Genomic DNA, 18580 nt, shown 5'->3' on the forward strand with positions numbered 1-18580 from the left:
CATATGACAAATGATGGAGCGGTCTAGATTTCAGATATCTAGATCGCTTTTTCACACTGTATTTGAGTAAAGGATACAACATGAATAGCATAATCCGTCACAACACCGTCATAACAAAAACATAAAAAATAGAGAGGAGTAGCTAAAAAAAATATAAAGCGTGCTAATCTTTTTTATAGGGTGGTGAAAGCAATGAAACATATCCGTCGTATGCGTGAAACATTTCGAGGAAGACTGTTATTTGATTTTATATTACTCATTATTGTCTCAGGTTTCTTTTCTCTATTAATCTATTTATTCGATACTGTACAAGGGGTGAAGGAAGAATTCATTCAACAAGAAGTGGCTACGAAACAAATGCAGTCGATTGTATACGATTATATTGAGCAAAGTAAACAGATGATACAAACGACTGCAGACAATATCGAAACCCTTCGTTCGACAGGTTCGTTTGTAACTGTTGAACAAGAGATGATTGATCATATCAAAACGCATAACTCACGTTTTGAAAATTTATATATCGCTGATGAGAGTGGACGTACCATCGCTTTTTCACCCAGAGTGAATGAGGACGGACAGTCGAATCTCGGACTTGATTTTAGTAATCGTTTTTACTTCAAACAACTCCAAATGACGAGAGACACCTATGTCTCTCACGTATTCCAAGGACGCGGAGGTAGCCAAAAACCTTTGATTGTCATTGCGACACCGATATTCTCCGAAGGCGATGATATGTCGGGTTACATATTAGGTGCCTTAAGTTTAGAAGGGATTGGAGAGACCTTGATTGCCAACAACTTTAATCAAGAACAATTCCCGGTAGTCGTAGATGATCGAAATCAGATTGTGTTCCATCCAAACACATACCCATCCAATGAAGTGAAAGCGGTTACGATGAATCCGGATGAGCGTGGAGAGCAAGTATGGGGAAACGTTTGGCGAGTTTTTGATGAAGAAAAACAGCAGTCTCAATTTGTCACATATGAGGTGGTGCCCGAATATGGATGGACAGTTTGGATTGCTCGTCCGGTGGAAAGTGTACTAGCTTCCGTTATAAAAACAATTATTCCCAACACATTGTTATTTCTAATGATTGCGACCATTATGTTTATTCTAGGCTCTATACTTTCCCGTAAACTAAATCGCTCGCTTGCGGATTTTGTGAATCAAACCGAACTGCTCGTTGAACACAATGAACCATCTCACGTCGTAAACCACTTGCAATCGATTCGTGCACCGAAAGAAATCATTGAATTGGCTAAACGTTTTGAACATATGGCCGAACATGTTCGGGAAAGCCAAGAAAATTTACGTCAATTGAATGAGGCATTAGAAGAAAAGGTATCCCGCCGAACAAAAGAATTAGAACGAAACAACTTAGAGTTAAAGGCGCTTAATCAATTTATGACATCGTTTCGTCATGCGCCGAACATCATTTCGCTTGTACAAAGCACGTTACAAGAGATGGCATCCATTTTGCCATATCCTTTGTTTGTCTCCTTGCCGAATCAAGTCATTTCAAAAGACGCAATCTTATCACAAGAGAGCCTATGTGAATTTTTAGATGCACAGCAAAAAGGTTATCGGTTTTATAAGAACCATTTATATTTTGGAGGACGTGCAGATGGAATGTTGTTAGTCGGTTTAACAGCCAATCAAACCATCGCCAAACGAGAAGAGATTTTCTTACACACACTTAGTGATGCCTTTTCCATCCTTCTCGATAATAAAGTGTTGGTCGATGAGACAACAAAACAGAATGCCTTATGGAATGCGACGTTGAGTAGTATGTCTGAAGGTGTAATCGTGATGAATGAAGGTGGAGAAATTGAGTATGTGAATCGCTTCATGGAGCTGAATTTCGAGTTATCTCAATCCGATCAAGTGGAGGATTGGAATACGGTTATGAAACTCTATGGAGATGAGAAAGATATCTATAGATTATTTATTGACGATCAAATCTTCCACGTACAACCGTTTTCTGTGATTGGTTCATCCGACACTGTCGGACAAGGGTACATCGTGCGTGACGTCACCCGTGAAGTAGAAATCGATCAATTAAAGGATAATTTAATTTCACTAGCATCTCATGAATTTAAAACACCGCTCACAAACATTCGTGGAAGCGTTGAAACGTTGATGAGGAAAGATGTCTCATGGGACAGCTCATTCCGAACTGAATTGTTACAAGGGATTCAAGAAGATGCACAGCGAATTCGTCAACTCATTGATGACTGGTTAGACATTACTAAAATCGAATCTGGAAACTTTCCTGTAGAACTGGAAGCGGTCTTGTTCATCCCTTATGTAAAAGCAGTCATAAAAGAGCTCCAAATTGAAGAATATACGACGTACGAATGGAATGGACCAACCGTAGTCGAAGTCGATTTTAATCGATTTCGGCAAGTACTCGTCAATTTATTGACGAATGCGGTTCGATACAGTGACGGCTCACCCAAGATTCGGATTCGGACAGAAGAGACGAACGAGTCGTGGCAACTCGTCATTGAAGATCAAGGGATTGGTATTCGTCACGATCATGTAAATCGGATTTTTGATCGCTTTTATCAAGTAGAAATGAAATCAACGAGACGAAAAGGCGGGACGGGTCTCGGGTTAGCAATCTGTAAAGGAATCATCGAAGCCCATGGTGGAGACATTCGAGTCGAGAGTGAGTTAGGTCGTGGGACTCGATTCTTTCTAACAATGCCAAAAGGGGAGGAATAAGCAATGACGACAATTGCCATAGTTGAAGATGAAAAGAAAATCGCACGTTTTGTGGCAGCAAATTTAATTTCGCTTGGATATGAAGTGAAACAATATATCGACGGTAGTCAGTTTTTAGAGGAAATTGAACGGAATCAGTTTGATTTGGTTTTACTCGATATTATGATGCCTCGAATGGACGGGTTCGAAGTGCTACGTCGTCTACGGACAGTGTCGGATATCCCTGTTATTTTGTTGACAGCTCGAAGTCAGTCCAAAGATAAAGTAGATGGATTGAACTTAGGGGCAGATGACTATTTGACCAAACCATTTGCACTTGAAGAATTGTTTGCACGAGTCAAAGCAGTGCTCAGGAGATCAGTTGCCGATGAAGTACTGGAAACGACTGTTCAGATTAAAGGTGTCGAGGTAGATCGTTTACGGAATAGAGTGTTTCATCAAGGGGAAGAAGTCAAGTTGACTCAAAATGAATTCTCCTTATTATCCGAATTGGTCAAGCATCTAGATCAAGTCGTTCAACATCGTGAGCTCTTGCAGTCGGTATGGGGACCTGAATACGGAGAAGAGGTCGAATACTTACGAGTGACTATCGGTCGAATCCGAAAAAAATTAAAAGCTGCCGGCGCCACAGAGGCGGCGGATCAATTAAAGACGTATCCTGGTATCGGCTACGCCTTACTTTCCTAAGCGCCTTCGGGCGTTTTTTTTATGGAATTGTTACGAAGACACCCTGTCTCTTTATGCGTTTCTTACGGGGTGAGACGTAAAGTATACATGTAAGCGATACCAAAAATAGAAAGGAAGTAACCCCATGAGTACATCCCCAGTTTCTCAACCCGTCTTGCAACCTAAGCGAGAACGAATCCCGTATTGGTGGAAAGTCGTCGCGGTCTTTTTCCTAGGCTGGATGTTTATGTATGCGGACCGGACCATCCTCAATCCGGTCATGCCGAACTTGGCTCAAGAGTTCGGGTTGAACAATGCTCAGCTCGGTTTGATTAACAGTGTCTTTTTCCTCACGTACGCCATCGCCCAAATTCCTTCTGGATCACTTGGCGATAAGTTTGGACGAAAACGCATTTTAGTGCCAGGCTTTATTCTTTTCGGATTATTTACCGGAATTACCGGACTTGCTACAACCTTTCTCTTGTTCATGATTGCCCGAGCAATCACAGGACTTGGTGAAGGAACGTATTACGGTCCGCAATATGCCTTATCATCTGAAGCCATTCCAAAGCAATTTTTGACGATTGGAACAGCCATTATCAACAGCGGTATGGCGCTCGGTATCTCGCTCGGTTACATTTCATCAAGTTATTTGACACTCGAACTTGGAATGAGTTGGCGTACCCCGTTTTACTTCATGACAATCCCGACAATTTTAACCGGGATTTTGATTTGGTTTGTCGTCAAAGAAAAACGCCCAGAACGTGTGGAGGCAACAGCTGAAAAATCAGATTTCTCCATCATGAGTTTGTTTAAAAACCGAAATTTATTAGCGACGTTCATCATGGTATTTTGTTCACTCTATGGCTTCTTTATGATCCTCACGTGGTTACCACAGTACTTGCAAGTCGAACGTGGGTTCCAAGGAAGTGACGTTGGATTTATCTCTTCTCTCGTTCCATGGGCTTCTATCCCAGGCGCATTGTTGATTGGATACCTGTCAGACAAGATGGGCAAGAAAAAGCCACTTGTCTTCATACTCGTCCCTCTATCGATTGCTTCGATCTTCGCTGTCGTATTCGTGGAAAGTACACCGCTCTTATTTGCGGCGCTCATCTTATACGGATTGACTGGAAAGTTAGCTCTTGATCCAGTTCTCCTTTCATTCGTAGCGAATAATGCACCAAAAAAAGTATATGGAACGGTGTTTGGTGTCTATAACTTTGTCGGAATGACTTCATCGATTCTTGCACCGTACATCACCGGTTATTTGGTCGATCAATCAGGATCGATGCAAACAGGCTTTTATTTGGCAGCAGTTCTTCTCGTCATCGGGATGATAGCCATGTTGTTCACAAAAGAAACCGTCAAACCGACGGAAGCGTAAGGAGAGAAACGTATGTTAACCACAATCATTCAAGAAAACACATACCAAGATTCGGTGACACTCATGGTGTTGTCAAATCATGTCTCGAGTCTTGAAGGAATCAATAAAGTCTCAATCATGATGGGAACGCCAGCGAACCTTGATATTTTTAAAAGTACAGGTTTTTACACAAGCGAATTAGAAACAGCAACACCGCAGGATATGTGCATCGTTGTAGATTCAGAAACAGATCAGACAGAGCGACTATTGACCGCCATTCACGACTTCTTGAACAATCAAACGAAACAAGATTCAGGAGATAAACAAGAAGCTCGTTCTTGGAAAGGAGCTTTGGAAGAGTTACCCGATGCGAACTTGGCTTTATTGTCGATTCCTGGACAATACGTTGAATATGAGGCGAGAAAGGCGCTCAATCAAGGACTGAATGTTCATATTTTCAGTGACAATGTTCCCGTTGAAGTCGAACGCGAATTAAAACAATATGCTGATCAGAATGGATTATTAGTCATGGGTCCAGACTGTGGGACTGCCTCACTCGCTGGAATTCCTCTGGCGTTCACGAACGTCGTTCAAACAGGACGTGTTGGTATTGTAGGTGCTTCCGGAACAGGGATTCAAGAAGTGGCGACGTTGATTGATCGTCTCGGTGGTGGTGTATCGCATGCCATTGGAACGGGAGGACGTGACTTGTCTACGGAGATTGGTGGAATTTCGATGAAAGCAGGTATACGAGCTCTTGAACAGGATGCATCGACAGATACGATTGTCGTGATTTCAAAACCACCTGCTAAGGAAGTACGAGAAGAAATTGAACAGCTCCTTCAACAGGTGACAAAACCGATCGTGGCTTTCTTTGTCGGTGAACATGGTCTCGCACCAAGACATCACGTCATTTACGCAGATACATCAGAAGAAGCGGCATTATTGGCGCTCGGTAAGTCGACAACTGAACAGAAACGAATGGAACAGGTCTCGAGGGAAGCGACACGGATCGTCGGATTGTTCTCGGGCGGAACGTTAGCTGCGGAAACTGCCGATTTGCTTGCGCTCTCGTTTGGTGTAGAGGCAGACAGAGAACATCGTGACGGATTCTCATTCGATTATGAAGGAAATGTCGTCATCGATTTAGGTGATGACGTCTATACCCAGGGTAAACCGCACCCGATGATTGATCCGTCGACACGTATTGATTTTATTAATCGTTACTGTGATACGGACGACTCGATTGTACTGCTATTAGATAATGTTCTCGGATACGGTTCTCATGAAAACATGGCTGGCGCATTGCTTCCGACGTTACAAGCACTACAGACGTCACGACCAAACGTTCATGTCATCGTCAACGTATGTGGTACCGAGCAAGATCCACAACGTTATAGTGCTCAAAAACAACTTTTTGAATCAGCGGGTATCTTCGTCGCCGAGAGTAATGTCGCAGCTGTTGAATATGCCCTTCATATGATTGGACAACCTGTACCAAAATTCGAGGAGAAAACAATGCCGTCGGTTGAACGGAACACACCCCAAGTAGAGTCGTCGGACGCCATTCAACAATTATTATGTGCACCTAAAGTGATTAACTTAGGACTTCGCTCATTCGCAGACGCAGTAACGAATGAGGGAGGACAAAGTGTGCAATACAACTGGCAACCGACTGCAGGCGGAAAACCACATCTTCAGCGCTTACTCGCGCTCATGTCTTGAGGAGGAAAACAAATGAGTATCGGAGCTATGATTCAAGAAGCAAATGAAAAAGTCGTACAAACCATTCTGAATGGACAGCCATTTTTGACGGATGTCGTTCCGGCCCACACGGTCATTCCGATTTTAAAAGATAAAGTACTGTTACACGCCGGTCCACCGATTGCCTATCACGAGATGACGGGACCAATGAAAGGTGCAGCGATCGGGGCAGTCATATTCGAACAATGGACAGACGATTATGAGGAAGCGGAACAGATGCTCGAGCGTGGTGAAGTGACATTTACCCCTTGCCATCATGTCAATGCTGTCGGTCCGATGGGGGGGATTACATCGGGACACATGCCGGTGCTCGTCGTTGAAAACCGTAATGGTAGCGCCAAAGCGTATTGCACGATGAATGAAGGAATCGGTAAAGTGATGCGTTTTGGTGCGAACGATGCTGAGGTCATTTCACGTTTACACTGGATGAAAGACGTACTCGGTCCAGTTCTTTCAAAAACGTTAAAAGAAACAGGTGAAGGTGTTAATTTAAACGTCATCATCTCAAAAGCGATCACGATGGGTGATGAGTTCCATCAACGGAATATTGCAGCTTCTGTTCTCTTATTGAAAGAGTTAGCGCCTTATTTAATGCTTGCAGATATTGATGATACGGAGCGGCGAGATGTTTTACAGTTCCTCGCGGACACCGATCAATTTTTCTTGAACGTGATGATGGCGACATGTAAAGCCGTGCTAGATGAGGCGCGTCAGCATGAGGAAGGCACGATTGTGACGGCGATGACGCGAAATGGAAAAGAGTTCGGTATTCGCATCAGTGGGATGGGGGACGAGTGGTTTACAGCTCCGGTGAATACACCAGAAGGTCTCTTCTTTACAGGATATAGCCAAGACGATGCCAACCCAGATATCGGAGATAGTGCGATTACCGAAACGTATGGTGTCGGGGGAATGGCGATGGTAGCCGCGCCAGGTGTCACTCGTTTCTTAGGTCGTGCAGGCGCAAGTGAGGCTCAATCAATTAGTGAAGAGATGATTGAAATTTGCGATCAGCACAATTCAAACTTAAGCATTCCATCTTGGGACTTCCAAGGATCTTGCGTAGGAATCGATATTCGAAAAGTTGTGGAAACTGGAATCACACCAATCATCAATACAGGCATTGCGCATAAAAAACCAGGAATCGGACAAGTTGGTGCAGGTACCGTGCGAGCGCCGCTCGCTTGCTTCGAAAAGGCGCTTGAAGCATATGCTGAAAAACTAGGATTGGTTCAGCACGCATGATTCAAATTGGGGCGGTATACAGCTCGTATGCTGCCTCTCTCCTTCATGATGCATTCCATCCTCTTCAAGTCGAAGCCGTTTTTCAAACTGGCTACAATGTTCGGGCAGGCGCAAACCTGCTCTATATTGGAACGACAAAGAATGGTTACGCGCCATTTGGTATTCATATGAAGACGGTGGATCAATTGAAATGGAGAGTAGGCGATTGTTTACTAGTTGGGACGGGAGCGACCATCCATCATATTTCGACTGGTGTGACAGTTTATCCGAATCAAGTGATGAGAATGAAAGTAGAGCGAATTAAGCCTAATCCTGTTCAACTCACAAGAAATATCGAAGAGATGAATCAATCTCTAAAGAAACTTGGACACGATTGGAGTCGAGCTTATCGAGAAAAAGAACAGCCGTTATATGATTATTTGTCGAACATTGGTCAGGAAAAAGGGAAGCAATTGATCGGTTACGGAAAAGGGTTAACCCCGAGTGGTGACGATGTAATCGTTGGCTATATGGCAGCATGTGAAGTGTTAGGGCGACCGATGGGATGGCAGGTGGATTATGTATCAAGCGCCAAATATCGAACGACCCGAAGTTCAGTCGCTTATTATGAAGCAGCATTACGGGGGGAATACACGAACGAACTGAACCGACTGATCACGGCACTTTTAACACAATCACCTTCTGACTGGCAGAGCGACTGGGAACGACTGATTGAGTTTGGTAGCTCATCAGGCCAAGATACGGCATTGGGAATCTATTTAGCATTGACACATGAAATGGAGGACATGGTTAGATGAAAAAACGAATTGTGATTGCCCTTGGCGGAAATGCCATTTTAACAGATGATGGCTCTGCGACCGCTCAACGCGAAGCGATTACTGAAACGGTACGTCACATTGCTGATTTAATCGAAGAAGGACATGAAGTTGTTTTGAGTCATGGGAATGGACCACAAATCGGTGCAATACTGATTCAACAACAAATCGCAGACTCGGAAAAAACACCGGCGATGGACTTAGGGACATGTGGAGCCATGACTCAAGGGATGATTGGTTACTGGTTCCAACAGTTACTGAGAAATGAGTTATCTCGTCGTGGAATGGAGCGTCAAGTCGTCACGATGATCACCCAGTCAGAGGTCAATGCTTCAGATCGAGCATTTACCGAACCAACCAAACCAATTGGTCCTTTCTATACGGAAATGGAAGCCTCGCATATGCGAGCTCAAGGTGAGATGATGGTTGAAGATGCAGGGAGAGGATATCGAAAAGTTGTAGCAAGTCCAAAACCAATTCAAATCGTAGAAGCCCCAGTCATTCAAGATTTGCTACGTGCCGGTCATCTTGTCATTGCCGCTGGCGGTGGTGGAGTTCCTGTCGTTCGAGAGCAATACACGCTACATGGAGTGAACGCTGTCATCGATAAAGATTTTGCGGCAGCTCAGTTGGCCCAATCAATCCAAGCGACACATCTTATGATTGTAACGGGTGTGCCTAACGTATGTCTTCACTTCAACCAACCTAACGAGGAAAAATTAGAAGAAGTGACCACTTCAAGACTTGAACAGTTGATTGAAGAGAATCATTTTATGGCAGGGAGTATGTTGCCGAAGGTAGAAGCGGCTCTTCAATTTATTCAAGACGACTCTGAACGTGAAGCGGTCATTACCGATATCGCTTCTTTAAAAGGAGCGATATCGGGTACGGCGGGTACGAGAGTTCGATATGATTTTACAGCAGCAGGAATCGTCGACTAAGGTCATTACAAATCGACGACCGATTCAACGCACACAAATGACGTCCTGTTCTTTATGATGAATAAAGAGCGGGACGTCTTTTGTGACTAAAAAATGGGTACTGATTAAGCATTCGGTTTGCCCCCGATCACCGCGACCGTACGATAGTCACGGGAGTTAGGACCGCGCCGCACGGACACTTCCTGAAAGCCGAGCTTCGTCGCCTCAGGGATGAACTGTTCATGGATCAAGTCAGCAATCCCGTTCCACTGCATATCGCCTTTCCCATCGCAGTAGGTAATCACAAACGTGCCTTTCGGTTTCAAGACGCGCTTGATTTCAGATAGGACGGTCGCCACATCTTCCCAAAAATACAGCGTATGAACGCTGAACACATGATCAATGGATGTGTCGTCGATCTTGAGCTGATGCACGTCTCCTTGAATCAGGTGAGCTCGTCCAGTTCGAATCGACGTGGCGTTACGTTTCTCGGCAGAAGCAAGAACGGTCTTCGAACGGTCGAGACCGATCACAGTCACATCTTCACGCTGTTGAAGGATGGTCGCTAGCGCATCACCCGCTCCGCATCCAAGCTCAAGCACGGTCGCGTTTGGATGCATTTGTAATTGATTGATTGTCCATTCGACTTCGATGCGATGTTGGCGCACCATCTTTTCCCCGATATATTTTCCGACGGGACCGCGTGGGTTTTCATACTGACTGTCCACCCAGTTTTTGAACACTTGTGGGAGCATACTGTCACCTCACTTTGAAAGTAGCTCGATTGTAGCACATTGACGAGACAAAGGAGTCAACAACATGCGTTCATTTTGGATACTTGGCAATCAACTCTCGCACGAACTCGAGATGTTGAAGCAGATGAAAGAAGATGACGTCATCGTCATGATTGAGGCGACGTCTCGCGCGACGTGGCGTCCGTATCATAAACAAAAGCTCGTCCTCGTTTTCTCGGCGATGCGACACTTTGCCGAAGAGTTGCGCGACAAAGGGTATACCGTCGATTATCAGGAGGCGGATTCGTTTCAAGACGCTTGGGATGAACATTTTAAACAGTATCAACCGGACGAGATTCATGTCACCGCCGTCACGGATGAACCGATGGCTAAAAGGCTGAAACAGTTCGGCAAAAAACATAAGCTTGTCGAACATACGGACGTTCCGCTTTTCTACTTATCGAAAGAAGAAGCGGTAGACTCTCTTGGAAGCGAGCCGTGGCGGATGGACCGGTTTTATCGCCACATGCGGAAGCGGTTCGATGTCTTGCTCGAAGACGGGAAGCCGCGCGGAGGGAAATGGTCGTTTGATGCGGAGAATCGAAAGCCACCGAAAAAAGGATTATCGTTCCCGTCCGCCATTCATTTTCGACCGGATGCCATCACGAAAGACGTCATCGAAAAGGTCGAGTCGACGTTCTCAGACCACCCAGGGGAGGTGACTCCGTTTCACTGGCCAGTCACACACACCGAGGCGAGACGTGCGCTCAAGCGATTCGTGGAAGAACGACTCGAGACGTTTGGTCCGTATCAAGATGCGATGATGACGGATGAACCTGAGATGTCACACAGTCTGTTGTCGGCTGCCATCAATATCGGTCTGTTGACGCCACATGAAGTGGTCGAGGCGGCGTGTCAGGCGGATGCCCCCTTGTCATCGATCGAAGGATTCGTCCGTCAAATTCTTGGATGGCGGGAATATATGCGCGCCGTCTACCTCGCCGTCATGCCGGGGTATGAAGAGGTGAACACGTTCAAGCACGAGCGCGACTTACCATCCTTCTTCTGGGACGCGAAGACGGATTTGAACTGCCTGCATCAAAGTCTGAAACCGGTCGTGGCGCATGGGCACAACCATCACATCCAGCGACTGATGGTGCTTGGAAATTATGCGACGTTGTTTGAAATCAATCCAAAACAGACGAGCGACTGGTTCAACGAGATGTATATCGACGCTTACGATTGGGTCGTCTTACCGAACGTGCTTGGGATGGCGCTCCATGCGGACGGTGGGAAACTCGCCACGAAACCATACGTTGCTTCCGGAAAATATATCGACCGGATGAGTGACTATTGTCGAGATTGTCCATATAACCCGAAACACACGACCGAAGAGGATGCTTGTCCGTTCAACGCCCTCTACTGGCGGTTCATCGATCGTCACGAGGAACGCTTCTCGAAAAATCAACGGATGAAGATGATGGTCCGCAATTGGCAAGGACGGGACGATGACGTGAAAGCAGACATATTAGTGAAAGCCGAACAGACGTTGACCGATTCCCCGTGAATCGGTTTTTTTACGTTCTCTTCATGAAACTTAGCGATTCCTTTATCGTAGCTTTACAATCATCCGCTACGATAGGAGCTGTGAGACCCCTCACTCCAAGTGAATAGTTACCGGTAGAACCTTTGAGAGACCAACAGAAGCCCGTACGTCCCTGACGTGTCGTTTCTGTTGGTCCTTTTTTTCAAGAAAGGATGATTCAAGTGAATGAAGCGATTGCACGAATCGGGCAGGAACGGATGATTGCCTCGATCAAGAGTCCAAAACAAATCGAAGCGTTTTTGCAGACAGATGTGACGACGACGTTCCTCATGATGGGGACGCTCAGCACGCTCGACCGCTATGTGGCGCATTTGAAACGAGAGAACCGAACGGTCTTCCTCCACGCCGAGCGAATCAACGGGATCAGTCTCGACCGGGATGGCATCGATTATCTCGCCAAACGAGTAGGGGCCGACGGAATTGTCACGACGAAGGCATCGGTACTACAGCACGCGAAACGGGCAGGGCTCTTGACGGTCCAACGCCTGTTCCTCGTCGACTCAGACGCGGTCACGAGCGGCCTTAAACTCGCAGAGACCCAGCAACCGGACGCGATCGAACTCATGCCCGGATTGATTCCGAGTGTCGTCGAAAAGATTTCCCGGGACGTTTCTTTCCCAATCGTGACGGGTGGCATGATTCGGCAACCGATTGATGTGCATCGCGCCCTCGATCATGGGGCATTCGCGGTATCGACCGGGGATGAACGACTTTGGAAAGTCCAAAGTCAGAAGGAGGAAATGGCATGAAAACAATTCAACTACAACAACTGACGAAATCATTCGGGGAGACGGAAGTCATTCGGAGCATCGACGTGACGATTGAAGCGGGAGAATTCTTCGCGCTCGTTGGACCGTCTGGGTGTGGCAAGAGTACGATGCTTCGTATGATCGCTGGGCTCGAATCGATCACGAGCGGAACGCTTCGCATCGACGGGGTGGCGGCAAACGGGATGAAACCGAGCGAGCGTCACTTATCGATGGTCTTCCAAAACTATGCGCTCTATCCACATATGACGGTCGAGAAAAATATCACGTTCGGATTACATACGAAAGGACTGACGAAATTGGAGCAGCGAGAGCGTTGCCTCATGGCGGCCGACACGCTCGGACTTACCGATTATTTGAAACGGAAGCCGCGTGAGCTGTCAGGTGGTCAAAGACAACGCGTCGCCTTGGCACGCGCTATCGTGACCGAGGCACCGATTTGCCTCATGGATGAGCCGCTCTCGAACTTAGACGCGAAACTACGGGCGAAGATGCGCTCGGAGATTCGGCAGTTGCAGCGTAAACTCGGGCTGACGATGATTTACGTCACACATGACCAGATCGAGGCGATGACGATGGCGGACCGCATCATGCTTCTCAATGAAGGGGAAGTACAACAAGTCGGGAAGCCGCTCGACCTATACAACAAGCCGGCGAACACGTTCGTCGCCTCATTCATCGGGTCGCCTCCGATGAACTTAGCCGAAGTCACACGACAAGAAAAAGGATGGATGGCGTCGGACGGACGCATGTTTCATCCGAACGCGATGACAGACGTTTCAGCGGCAACACTTGGCGTCCGTCCGGAGCAAATCAAACCGGCAAATGAGGACGTGACGTTTTATGCGGAATTGAAGAACATCGAAGTCCTCGGGACCGAGACGATTCTCGCATTCGATGTCGGTGGGAATGAATGGCTAGCCAAGTGGCCGGGACAATGGCCACTCAACGTCGGCGAAAAAGTGGCATGCTACGTGGAACCGAAACAGATGTCGCTATTCGATGCGGATGGGCAACGCATCGAGTCGAAGCACCCGAAACTGTTTGAGGCGTTGGAGGTGTTCCAATGACGGTCGCCTTACCGAGGGAGAAAGTCCGCGCGAGACTGTCGGACGCGGCGAGCGGACTGCTGTACTTGTCCCCGTCGATCATCTTGTTTGGTGTCTTTCTCGTCTATCCGCTCCTCCGGACGATGTATTTAAGCTTCTTTCGGACGGATACACAAGGAACGCCACTTGAATTTGTCGGAATCGGTCACTATAGCAACCTGTTCACGAGCGCGGCGTTTTGGCAAAGCATCCAAGCGACGGTCGGATTCGTCCTGTTGACCGTTCCGCTCACGATTCTCATCGCGCTCGGCCTCGCATTACTCGCCAATGAAAAATTGAAAGGCATCGGCATCTTCCGTACGGCGTTCTCGGCGACGATGGGGATGAGTGTCGCCGCGTCATCGGTCATCTGGATGTTCATGTACAACCCGTCGATCGGGATTTTCAACCGCTTCCTCGAGGCGATTGGTGCTAGCGGCTTACAGTGGCTCCTCGACCCACAATATGCGCTTCTTTCTGTGTCGATTGCGACCGTCTGGATGAATATCGGATTCACGTTTTTGATTCTCCTCGGCGGTCTGCAAAATATCGACCGGACGCTATACGAGAGTGCGGACATCGCGGGGACGAGTTACTGGACGCAACTTCGTGCCATCACGATCCCGATGTTGTCCCCGACGCTCTTCTTCGTCGGCATCATCTCGCTCATCAACGCCTTCCAGACGTTCGGGCAGATTGACTTGTTGACGAAAGGCGGACCGACGAATGCGACGAACGTCATCGTCTATGCCATCTATAAAGACGCGTTCATCAACTACAACGTCGGAAGTGCCAGTGCACAAGCGGTGCTCTTATTCATCGCCGTCCTTTTGTTGACATGGCTTCAGTTCAAACTGGTCGAAAGGAAGGTGCATTACCAATGAGATTACGGAATATCGGTGTGTATGTGCTTCTCATTTTGAGCGCCGTCGTCATGCTGTTTCCAATCGCGTATGCGTTCTCGATCAGTCTGATGGACGGGAAGGAAGTGCTCCAAGGGCATTTGCTCCCACGCGACCCATCCTTTGAGAATTACGTGGCCGCGTTCGAACGAATCCCGATGATGACTTACTTAGTAAACAGTCTGATTGTCGCACTCCTCGTCATGATCGGGCAGGTCGTCTTGTCGAGTCTTGCGGCATTCGCGTTCGTCTTCATCGACTTCAAAGGAAAAGGGCTTATCTTTATGCTTTTCCTCGCGACGATGATGGTGCCGTGGGAAGCGACGATGGTGCCGAACTTTTTGACGATCCAGTCGCTCGGCTGGCTCAACACCGTCTGGGGACTATCGGTGCCGTTCTTCGCACTCGCGTTCGGGACGTTTCTACTCCGACAACAGTTCAAGACGATTCCATATGAAATGTATGAGGCGTCGCAAATCGCCGGGATCAGCCGGTTCCGTTTCTTCTGGAATGTTGTGATGCCGGTCTCGAAGACACCGCTCGTCACGTTGTCGGTATATAGCTTTTTGACGACTTGGAATATGTACTTATGGCCGCTTCTCGTCACGAATACGGAACAGGCGCGGACGGTCCAAATCGGGATTAAACAGATGCAGTCGAACGAGGTCGCCTCGGACTGGGGCGTCGTGATGGCAGCCGTTGTCTTGATTATCATTCCGACACTTTTATTGTTATTCGCAGGGCAAAAACATCTACAAGAAGGCTTGACGCAAGGCGCGATCAAATAATAGGGGGACATGACAAATGAAAAAGTTTGGATTATTCGCAGGGTTGGCAAGTTCGGTATTATTACTCGGGGCATGTGGCAGTGAAGAAGCGGCACCAGTCGCGGCAACAACGGAAGACGGAAAGACAGAGGTCGTCTTTTGGCACGCGATGAGCGGGGATTTGGAGACGGCGCTCAACACGCAGGTCGATGCGTTCAACGCGTCGCAAGACGATTATGAAGTGAAGCCGATCTTCCAAGGAACGTATGAGGAAGCGCTGACGAAATTTAACGCGGTCGCCGGTTCGGAAGACGCGCCTGCCATCATGCAGACGTTCGAGGTCGGGACGAAATACATGATTGACTCAAATAAAATCACGCCGGTCCAAGAGTTCATCGACAAAGAGGACTTTGACACGAGCGTATGGGAAGAGAATATCTTGAGCTATTACCAAGTGGACGGCAAACAATACTCGATGCCGTTCAACTCCTCGACACCAGTCCTCATCTACAACAAAGATGCGTTCAAAGAGGCGGGACTCGACCCAGAGAAGGCGCCGCGCACGTATGACGAGTTGAAAGAGGCAGCGAAGAAATTGACGACGGACGACCAGACTGGATTCACGATGCTCAACTATGGCTGGTTCTTCGAACAGCTCGTCGCTGCGCAAGGTGGGCTATACGTCGATAATGACAACGGACGAAGTGGTAATCCGACGAAAGCCGTATTCGATGGAGAAGAAGGGCAGAACGCCTTCAACTTGATCAAAGACATGTACGATGAGAAGACGTTCCTGAACGTCGGTCAAAACTGGGATGACATGCGTGCGGCGTTCCAATCTGGAAAAGTCGCAATGTACTTGGACTCGTCAGCCGGTATTCGTACGGTTGCGGACAACGCGGATTTTGAAATCGGTGCCTCTTACTTGCCTGTACCGAACGAAGCAGATCGTCAAGGTGTCGTCATCGGGGGAGCCTCACTCTGGATGGGTGACGGCATCGCCGAAGAAACGAAAGAAGGCGCGTGGGAGTTCATGAAGTACGTGTCATCAACAGAGGCGCAAGCACAGTGGCATGTCGACACAGGCTACTTTGCCATCAACCCTGAAGCATACAATGAACCGATCGTCGAAGAAATGTGGGCGACATATCCACAGCTCAAAGTGACGGTCGACCAATTGAGTGAGACGAAACCTTCACCGGCGACACAAGGAGCGCTCATCTCGACATTCCCACAATCACGTCAGAGTGTCGTCAACGCGATGGAGAGCCTGTATCAAGGCGTGTCGGTCGAGGACGCATTGAAGCGCGCGGCTGACGAGACGACTTCCACCTTGGGGCAGTGATATGTTGATTTACGCACATCGTGGATATAGCGCCAATTACCCGGAAAATACGTTGTCCGCGTTCGAAGCGGCCCTCCCTCATGTGGATGGCATCGAGCTGGATGTTCAACTATCAAAAGACGGTCGGCTCGTCGTCATCCATGACGAGACCGTCGATCGGACGACAGATGGGGCAGGATGGGTGAAAGACATGACGCTTCAAGAACTGCGTCAATTAAAAATTGACGGATATGAACGGATTCCGACGTTAGAAGAAGTGCTCGGCTTGATTGAACGAAGTGACGTTACGCTTAACATTGAATTGAAGACGGACCAATACGCGTATCCAGGCATCGAACGACTTGCCTGGCTCGCCGTTGACGAGTTCCAACTGACTGACCGGGTCGTCTTCTCTTCGTTTAATCGCGAGACGCTCGTCCGGATGCGGGATGAGGCGCCGACCGCACGCCTTGCTGTCTTGACGCTGACGGGAGAATCGGACACCGTGTCGTTTGCTGAAACAATACAGGCCGAGGCAATTCACGCACAGGCCGAGTTTATCGGTTCGAAAGCGTGGGAAGCGATTCAACGGACGTCCCTCGAGACACGAATCTACACGATTAACGATGTGACAGAGCTGCCTCCGATTCCGGTGGCGGCCATCATGACGGATGAAGTCGAACGATTTACGAGATAACCAAGACAAAACCCCGCTCCTTGAAGGAGCGGGGTTCGTTCATGTCATGATCGGTTCAGATGATTCATAGGTTGAGATGACGACTTGGTTACGCCCCTCACTTTTGGCTTGATAGAGCGCCGAATCGGCGAGGTCGACCATCCGTTTGATTGGAAGGGATGTACCGTGGGCGACCCCTACGGATGTCGTTATGTGAATCGGTGGGAAATCGTCCAAGTAGAACGTTTCAGCGGCAATCCGTTCCCGAATCCGGTTCGCCACTTTATCCACTTTTTCTGGCGTCAAATCGTACATCAAAATGACGAACTCTTCTCCACCGATACGAGCAACGGTGTCGTGTGCACGCGTCTCTACTTTCAAAATGTCAGCGAACTGTTGTAACACGAGGTCGCCGTTCCCGTGACCATATGTATCGTTCACCTGTTTGAAGTGATCGATATCGAGCGCAAGAACATTGTACGTCCGATTCTCTTGTGCGATGGAAGCTGTGTACCGATCCCATACGCGTCGATTATAGAGACCGGTCAAGTGGTCTCGCTCTGATGACTGTTTGTATTCGATCGCACGCCGGGTCGTCTGTTCTAAATCGATGGTGAGGATACTCGAGAGTAGACCCACGAGCATGCCGACCATCCAAATGGTCAAGACGAGGGACACATACGCCGTATTCCATCCCATGTTGATGTAGACGGCAATTGAGATGACGAATAGCGCCCAGACGTTTAAAAAGATGCTTTGTAAGAACAGTCGCTCCCGAAGCAACCGATGAATCCAGAGCATCCCGATACTGACCACGAATGTCGCGACGAAGGCGATAAAAGCTTGTTCCGTCATCCCGAACAAGAAGCGCGTACTCGCAATGACGAGTGTCGCAATAAACAGTGGCATCCGAGCGCCGTAAAACGCGAGTAAGACGAGCGGTAGATGACGTAAATCCACACGCACCGTATCGTTGGCCTCGACGGCGTTGTACATTAAAAAGAGACCGAGCGCACCGGCCAACAGACCGATGATTAAGCTACGGAAAAAATGTGAGTGGAATAGCGTAGAATGATAAATCTTTGAGATGATGTAAAATCCGGTGAACGCAACACAGGCGTTCAGTAACAAGACGGTGAGCGTCATTCCTTCACGACCTTTTCGATAGACTATACATTAACCGTAGCAGTCTTCAAAATAATGTCAATCGGAG

General features: G+C 47.8%; 16 protein-coding genes. 14 read left to right on the forward strand and 2 right to left on the reverse strand.

Annotation, left to right across the window (positions count from 1 at the left end; all coding sequences use genetic code 11):
• Positions 1-192 precede the first annotated feature (192 nt).
• The 7 genes from KNO91_RS04825 (at position 193) to arcC (ending at position 9524) form a co-directional block, all read left to right on the forward strand.
• Entirely contained in the window at positions 193-2727 is a 2535-nt protein-coding gene (locus tag KNO91_RS04825) for an ATP-binding protein (RefSeq protein WP_214816508.1), read from the forward strand.
• Positions 2728-2730: 3 nt separating this feature from the next.
• Positions 2731-3414 (forward strand): response regulator transcription factor, encoded by a 684-nt coding sequence (locus tag KNO91_RS04830; RefSeq protein ID WP_214792991.1) that lies wholly within the window; start codon positions 2731-2733, stop codon positions 3412-3414.
• Between the two features lie 124 nt (positions 3415-3538).
• Positions 3539-4780, forward strand: coding sequence for an MFS transporter (locus KNO91_RS04835; protein WP_214792994.1), 1242 nt, complete (start codon positions 3539-3541; stop codon positions 4778-4780).
• Positions 4781-4792: 12 nt separating this feature from the next.
• On the forward strand, positions 4793-6484 hold the full coding sequence (fdrA, locus tag KNO91_RS04840; RefSeq protein ID WP_214816511.1) for an acyl-CoA synthetase FdrA: 1692 nt from the start codon (positions 4793-4795) through the stop codon (positions 6482-6484).
• Positions 6485-6496: 12 nt separating this feature from the next.
• Positions 6497-7768 (forward strand): YlbE family protein, encoded by a 1272-nt coding sequence (locus KNO91_RS04845; protein WP_214816514.1) that lies wholly within the window; start codon positions 6497-6499, stop codon positions 7766-7768.
• Positions 7765-8565 (forward strand): oxamate carbamoyltransferase subunit AllH family protein, encoded by an 801-nt coding sequence (locus KNO91_RS04850; protein WP_214793003.1) that lies wholly within the window; start codon positions 7765-7767, stop codon positions 8563-8565. Before KNO91_RS04845 ends, KNO91_RS04850 begins: the two co-directional genes overlap by 4 nt.
• Positions 8562-9524, forward strand: a complete 963-nt coding sequence (gene arcC / locus KNO91_RS04855; protein WP_214816517.1) for a carbamate kinase — start codon at positions 8562-8564, stop codon at positions 9522-9524. Before KNO91_RS04850 ends, arcC begins: the two co-directional genes overlap by 4 nt.
• A 104-nt stretch (positions 9525-9628) precedes the next feature.
• Here arcC and KNO91_RS04860 read toward each other — a convergent pair whose 3' ends face one another.
• Entirely contained in the window at positions 9629-10258 is a 630-nt protein-coding gene (locus KNO91_RS04860; RefSeq protein ID WP_214816520.1) for a class I SAM-dependent methyltransferase, read from the reverse strand.
• Between the two features lie 64 nt (positions 10259-10322).
• Here KNO91_RS04860 and KNO91_RS04865 point away from each other — a divergent pair, with 64 nt between their 5' ends.
• The 7 genes from KNO91_RS04865 to KNO91_RS04895 all read left to right on the forward strand — a co-directional run bounded on the left by KNO91_RS04865 (position 10323) and on the right by KNO91_RS04895 (position 17388).
• Positions 10323-11804 carry a cryptochrome/photolyase family protein gene (locus tag KNO91_RS04865; protein WP_214816523.1) on the forward strand — a complete coding sequence of 494 codons (1482 nt, stop codon included), beginning with the start codon at positions 10323-10325 and terminating at the stop codon, positions 11802-11804.
• 191 nt (positions 11805-11995) lie between these two features.
• The gene (locus KNO91_RS04870; RefSeq protein WP_214816526.1) at positions 11996-12592 is read left to right on the forward strand and encodes a glycerol-3-phosphate responsive antiterminator; all 597 of its coding nucleotides are present in this window, start codon (positions 11996-11998) and stop codon (positions 12590-12592) included.
• Positions 12589-13680: an ABC transporter ATP-binding protein gene (locus KNO91_RS04875; RefSeq protein WP_214816528.1), complete on the forward strand. Its 1092-nt coding sequence runs from the start codon at positions 12589-12591 to the stop codon at positions 13678-13680. Before KNO91_RS04870 ends, KNO91_RS04875 begins: the two co-directional genes overlap by 4 nt.
• Positions 13677-14582 carry a carbohydrate ABC transporter permease gene (locus KNO91_RS04880; protein ID WP_214816530.1) on the forward strand — a complete coding sequence of 302 codons (906 nt, stop codon included), beginning with the start codon at positions 13677-13679 and terminating at the stop codon, positions 14580-14582. Before KNO91_RS04875 ends, KNO91_RS04880 begins: the two co-directional genes overlap by 4 nt.
• A complete protein-coding gene (locus tag KNO91_RS04885; RefSeq protein ID WP_214816532.1) occupies positions 14579-15388 on the forward strand; it encodes a carbohydrate ABC transporter permease in 810 nt (269 codons plus the stop codon). Before KNO91_RS04880 ends, KNO91_RS04885 begins: the two co-directional genes overlap by 4 nt.
• A 16-nt stretch (positions 15389-15404) precedes the next feature.
• The gene (locus KNO91_RS04890; RefSeq protein ID WP_214816534.1) at positions 15405-16712 is read left to right on the forward strand and encodes an ABC transporter substrate-binding protein; all 1308 of its coding nucleotides are present in this window, start codon (positions 15405-15407) and stop codon (positions 16710-16712) included.
• 1 nt (position 16713) lies between these two features.
• Entirely contained in the window at positions 16714-17388 is a 675-nt protein-coding gene (locus KNO91_RS04895) for a glycerophosphodiester phosphodiesterase (protein ID WP_214816536.1), read from the forward strand.
• A gap of 39 nt (positions 17389-17427) precedes the next feature.
• Here the strand turns inward: KNO91_RS04895 and KNO91_RS04900 are convergent, their stop codons facing one another.
• Positions 17428-18513 carry a GGDEF domain-containing protein gene (locus KNO91_RS04900; RefSeq protein WP_214816538.1) on the reverse strand — a complete coding sequence of 362 codons (1086 nt, stop codon included), beginning with the start codon at positions 18511-18513 and terminating at the stop codon, positions 17428-17430.
• Positions 18514-18580 lie beyond the last annotated feature (67 nt).

The organism is Exiguobacterium sp. s59, assembly GCF_018617475.1.
GTDB classification, from domain to species: domain Bacteria; phylum Bacillota; class Bacilli; order Exiguobacteriales; family Exiguobacteriaceae; genus Exiguobacterium; species Exiguobacterium aestuarii.

Bases quoted from the DNA above. Each gene is read 5' to 3' on its own strand.
- fdrA (WP_214816511.1), top strand. From the start codon at position 4,793: ATGTTAACCACAATCATTCAAGAAAACACATACCAAGATTCGGTGACA.
- KNO91_RS04885 (WP_214816532.1), top strand. From the start codon at position 14,579: ATGAGATTACGGAATATCGGTGTGTATGTGCTTCTCATTTTGAGCGCC.
- KNO91_RS04875 (WP_214816528.1), top strand. From the start codon at position 12,589: ATGAAAACAATTCAACTACAACAACTGACGAAATCATTCGGGGAGACG.
- KNO91_RS04900 (WP_214816538.1), bottom strand. From the start codon at position 18,513: ATGACGCTCACCGTCTTGTTACTGAACGCCTGTGTTGCGTTCACCGGA.
- KNO91_RS04845 (WP_214816514.1), top strand. From the start codon at position 6,497: ATGAGTATCGGAGCTATGATTCAAGAAGCAAATGAAAAAGTCGTACAA.
- arcC (WP_214816517.1), top strand. From the start codon at position 8,562: ATGAAAAAACGAATTGTGATTGCCCTTGGCGGAAATGCCATTTTAACA.
- KNO91_RS04825 (WP_214816508.1), top strand. From the start codon at position 193: ATGAAACATATCCGTCGTATGCGTGAAACATTTCGAGGAAGACTGTTA.
- KNO91_RS04870 (WP_214816526.1), top strand. From the start codon at position 11,996: ATGATTCAAGTGAATGAAGCGATTGCACGAATCGGGCAGGAACGGATG.
- KNO91_RS04830 (WP_214792991.1), top strand. From the start codon at position 2,731: ATGACGACAATTGCCATAGTTGAAGATGAAAAGAAAATCGCACGTTTT.
- KNO91_RS04880 (WP_214816530.1), top strand. From the start codon at position 13,677: ATGACGGTCGCCTTACCGAGGGAGAAAGTCCGCGCGAGACTGTCGGAC.
- KNO91_RS04835 (WP_214792994.1), top strand. From the start codon at position 3,539: ATGAGTACATCCCCAGTTTCTCAACCCGTCTTGCAACCTAAGCGAGAA.
- KNO91_RS04850 (WP_214793003.1), top strand. From the start codon at position 7,765: ATGATTCAAATTGGGGCGGTATACAGCTCGTATGCTGCCTCTCTCCTT.
- KNO91_RS04860 (WP_214816520.1), bottom strand. From the start codon at position 10,258: ATGCTCCCACAAGTGTTCAAAAACTGGGTGGACAGTCAGTATGAAAAC.
- KNO91_RS04895 (WP_214816536.1), top strand. From the start codon at position 16,714: ATGTTGATTTACGCACATCGTGGATATAGCGCCAATTACCCGGAAAAT.
- KNO91_RS04890 (WP_214816534.1), top strand. From the start codon at position 15,405: ATGAAAAAGTTTGGATTATTCGCAGGGTTGGCAAGTTCGGTATTATTA.
- KNO91_RS04865 (WP_214816523.1), top strand. From the start codon at position 10,323: ATGCGTTCATTTTGGATACTTGGCAATCAACTCTCGCACGAACTCGAG.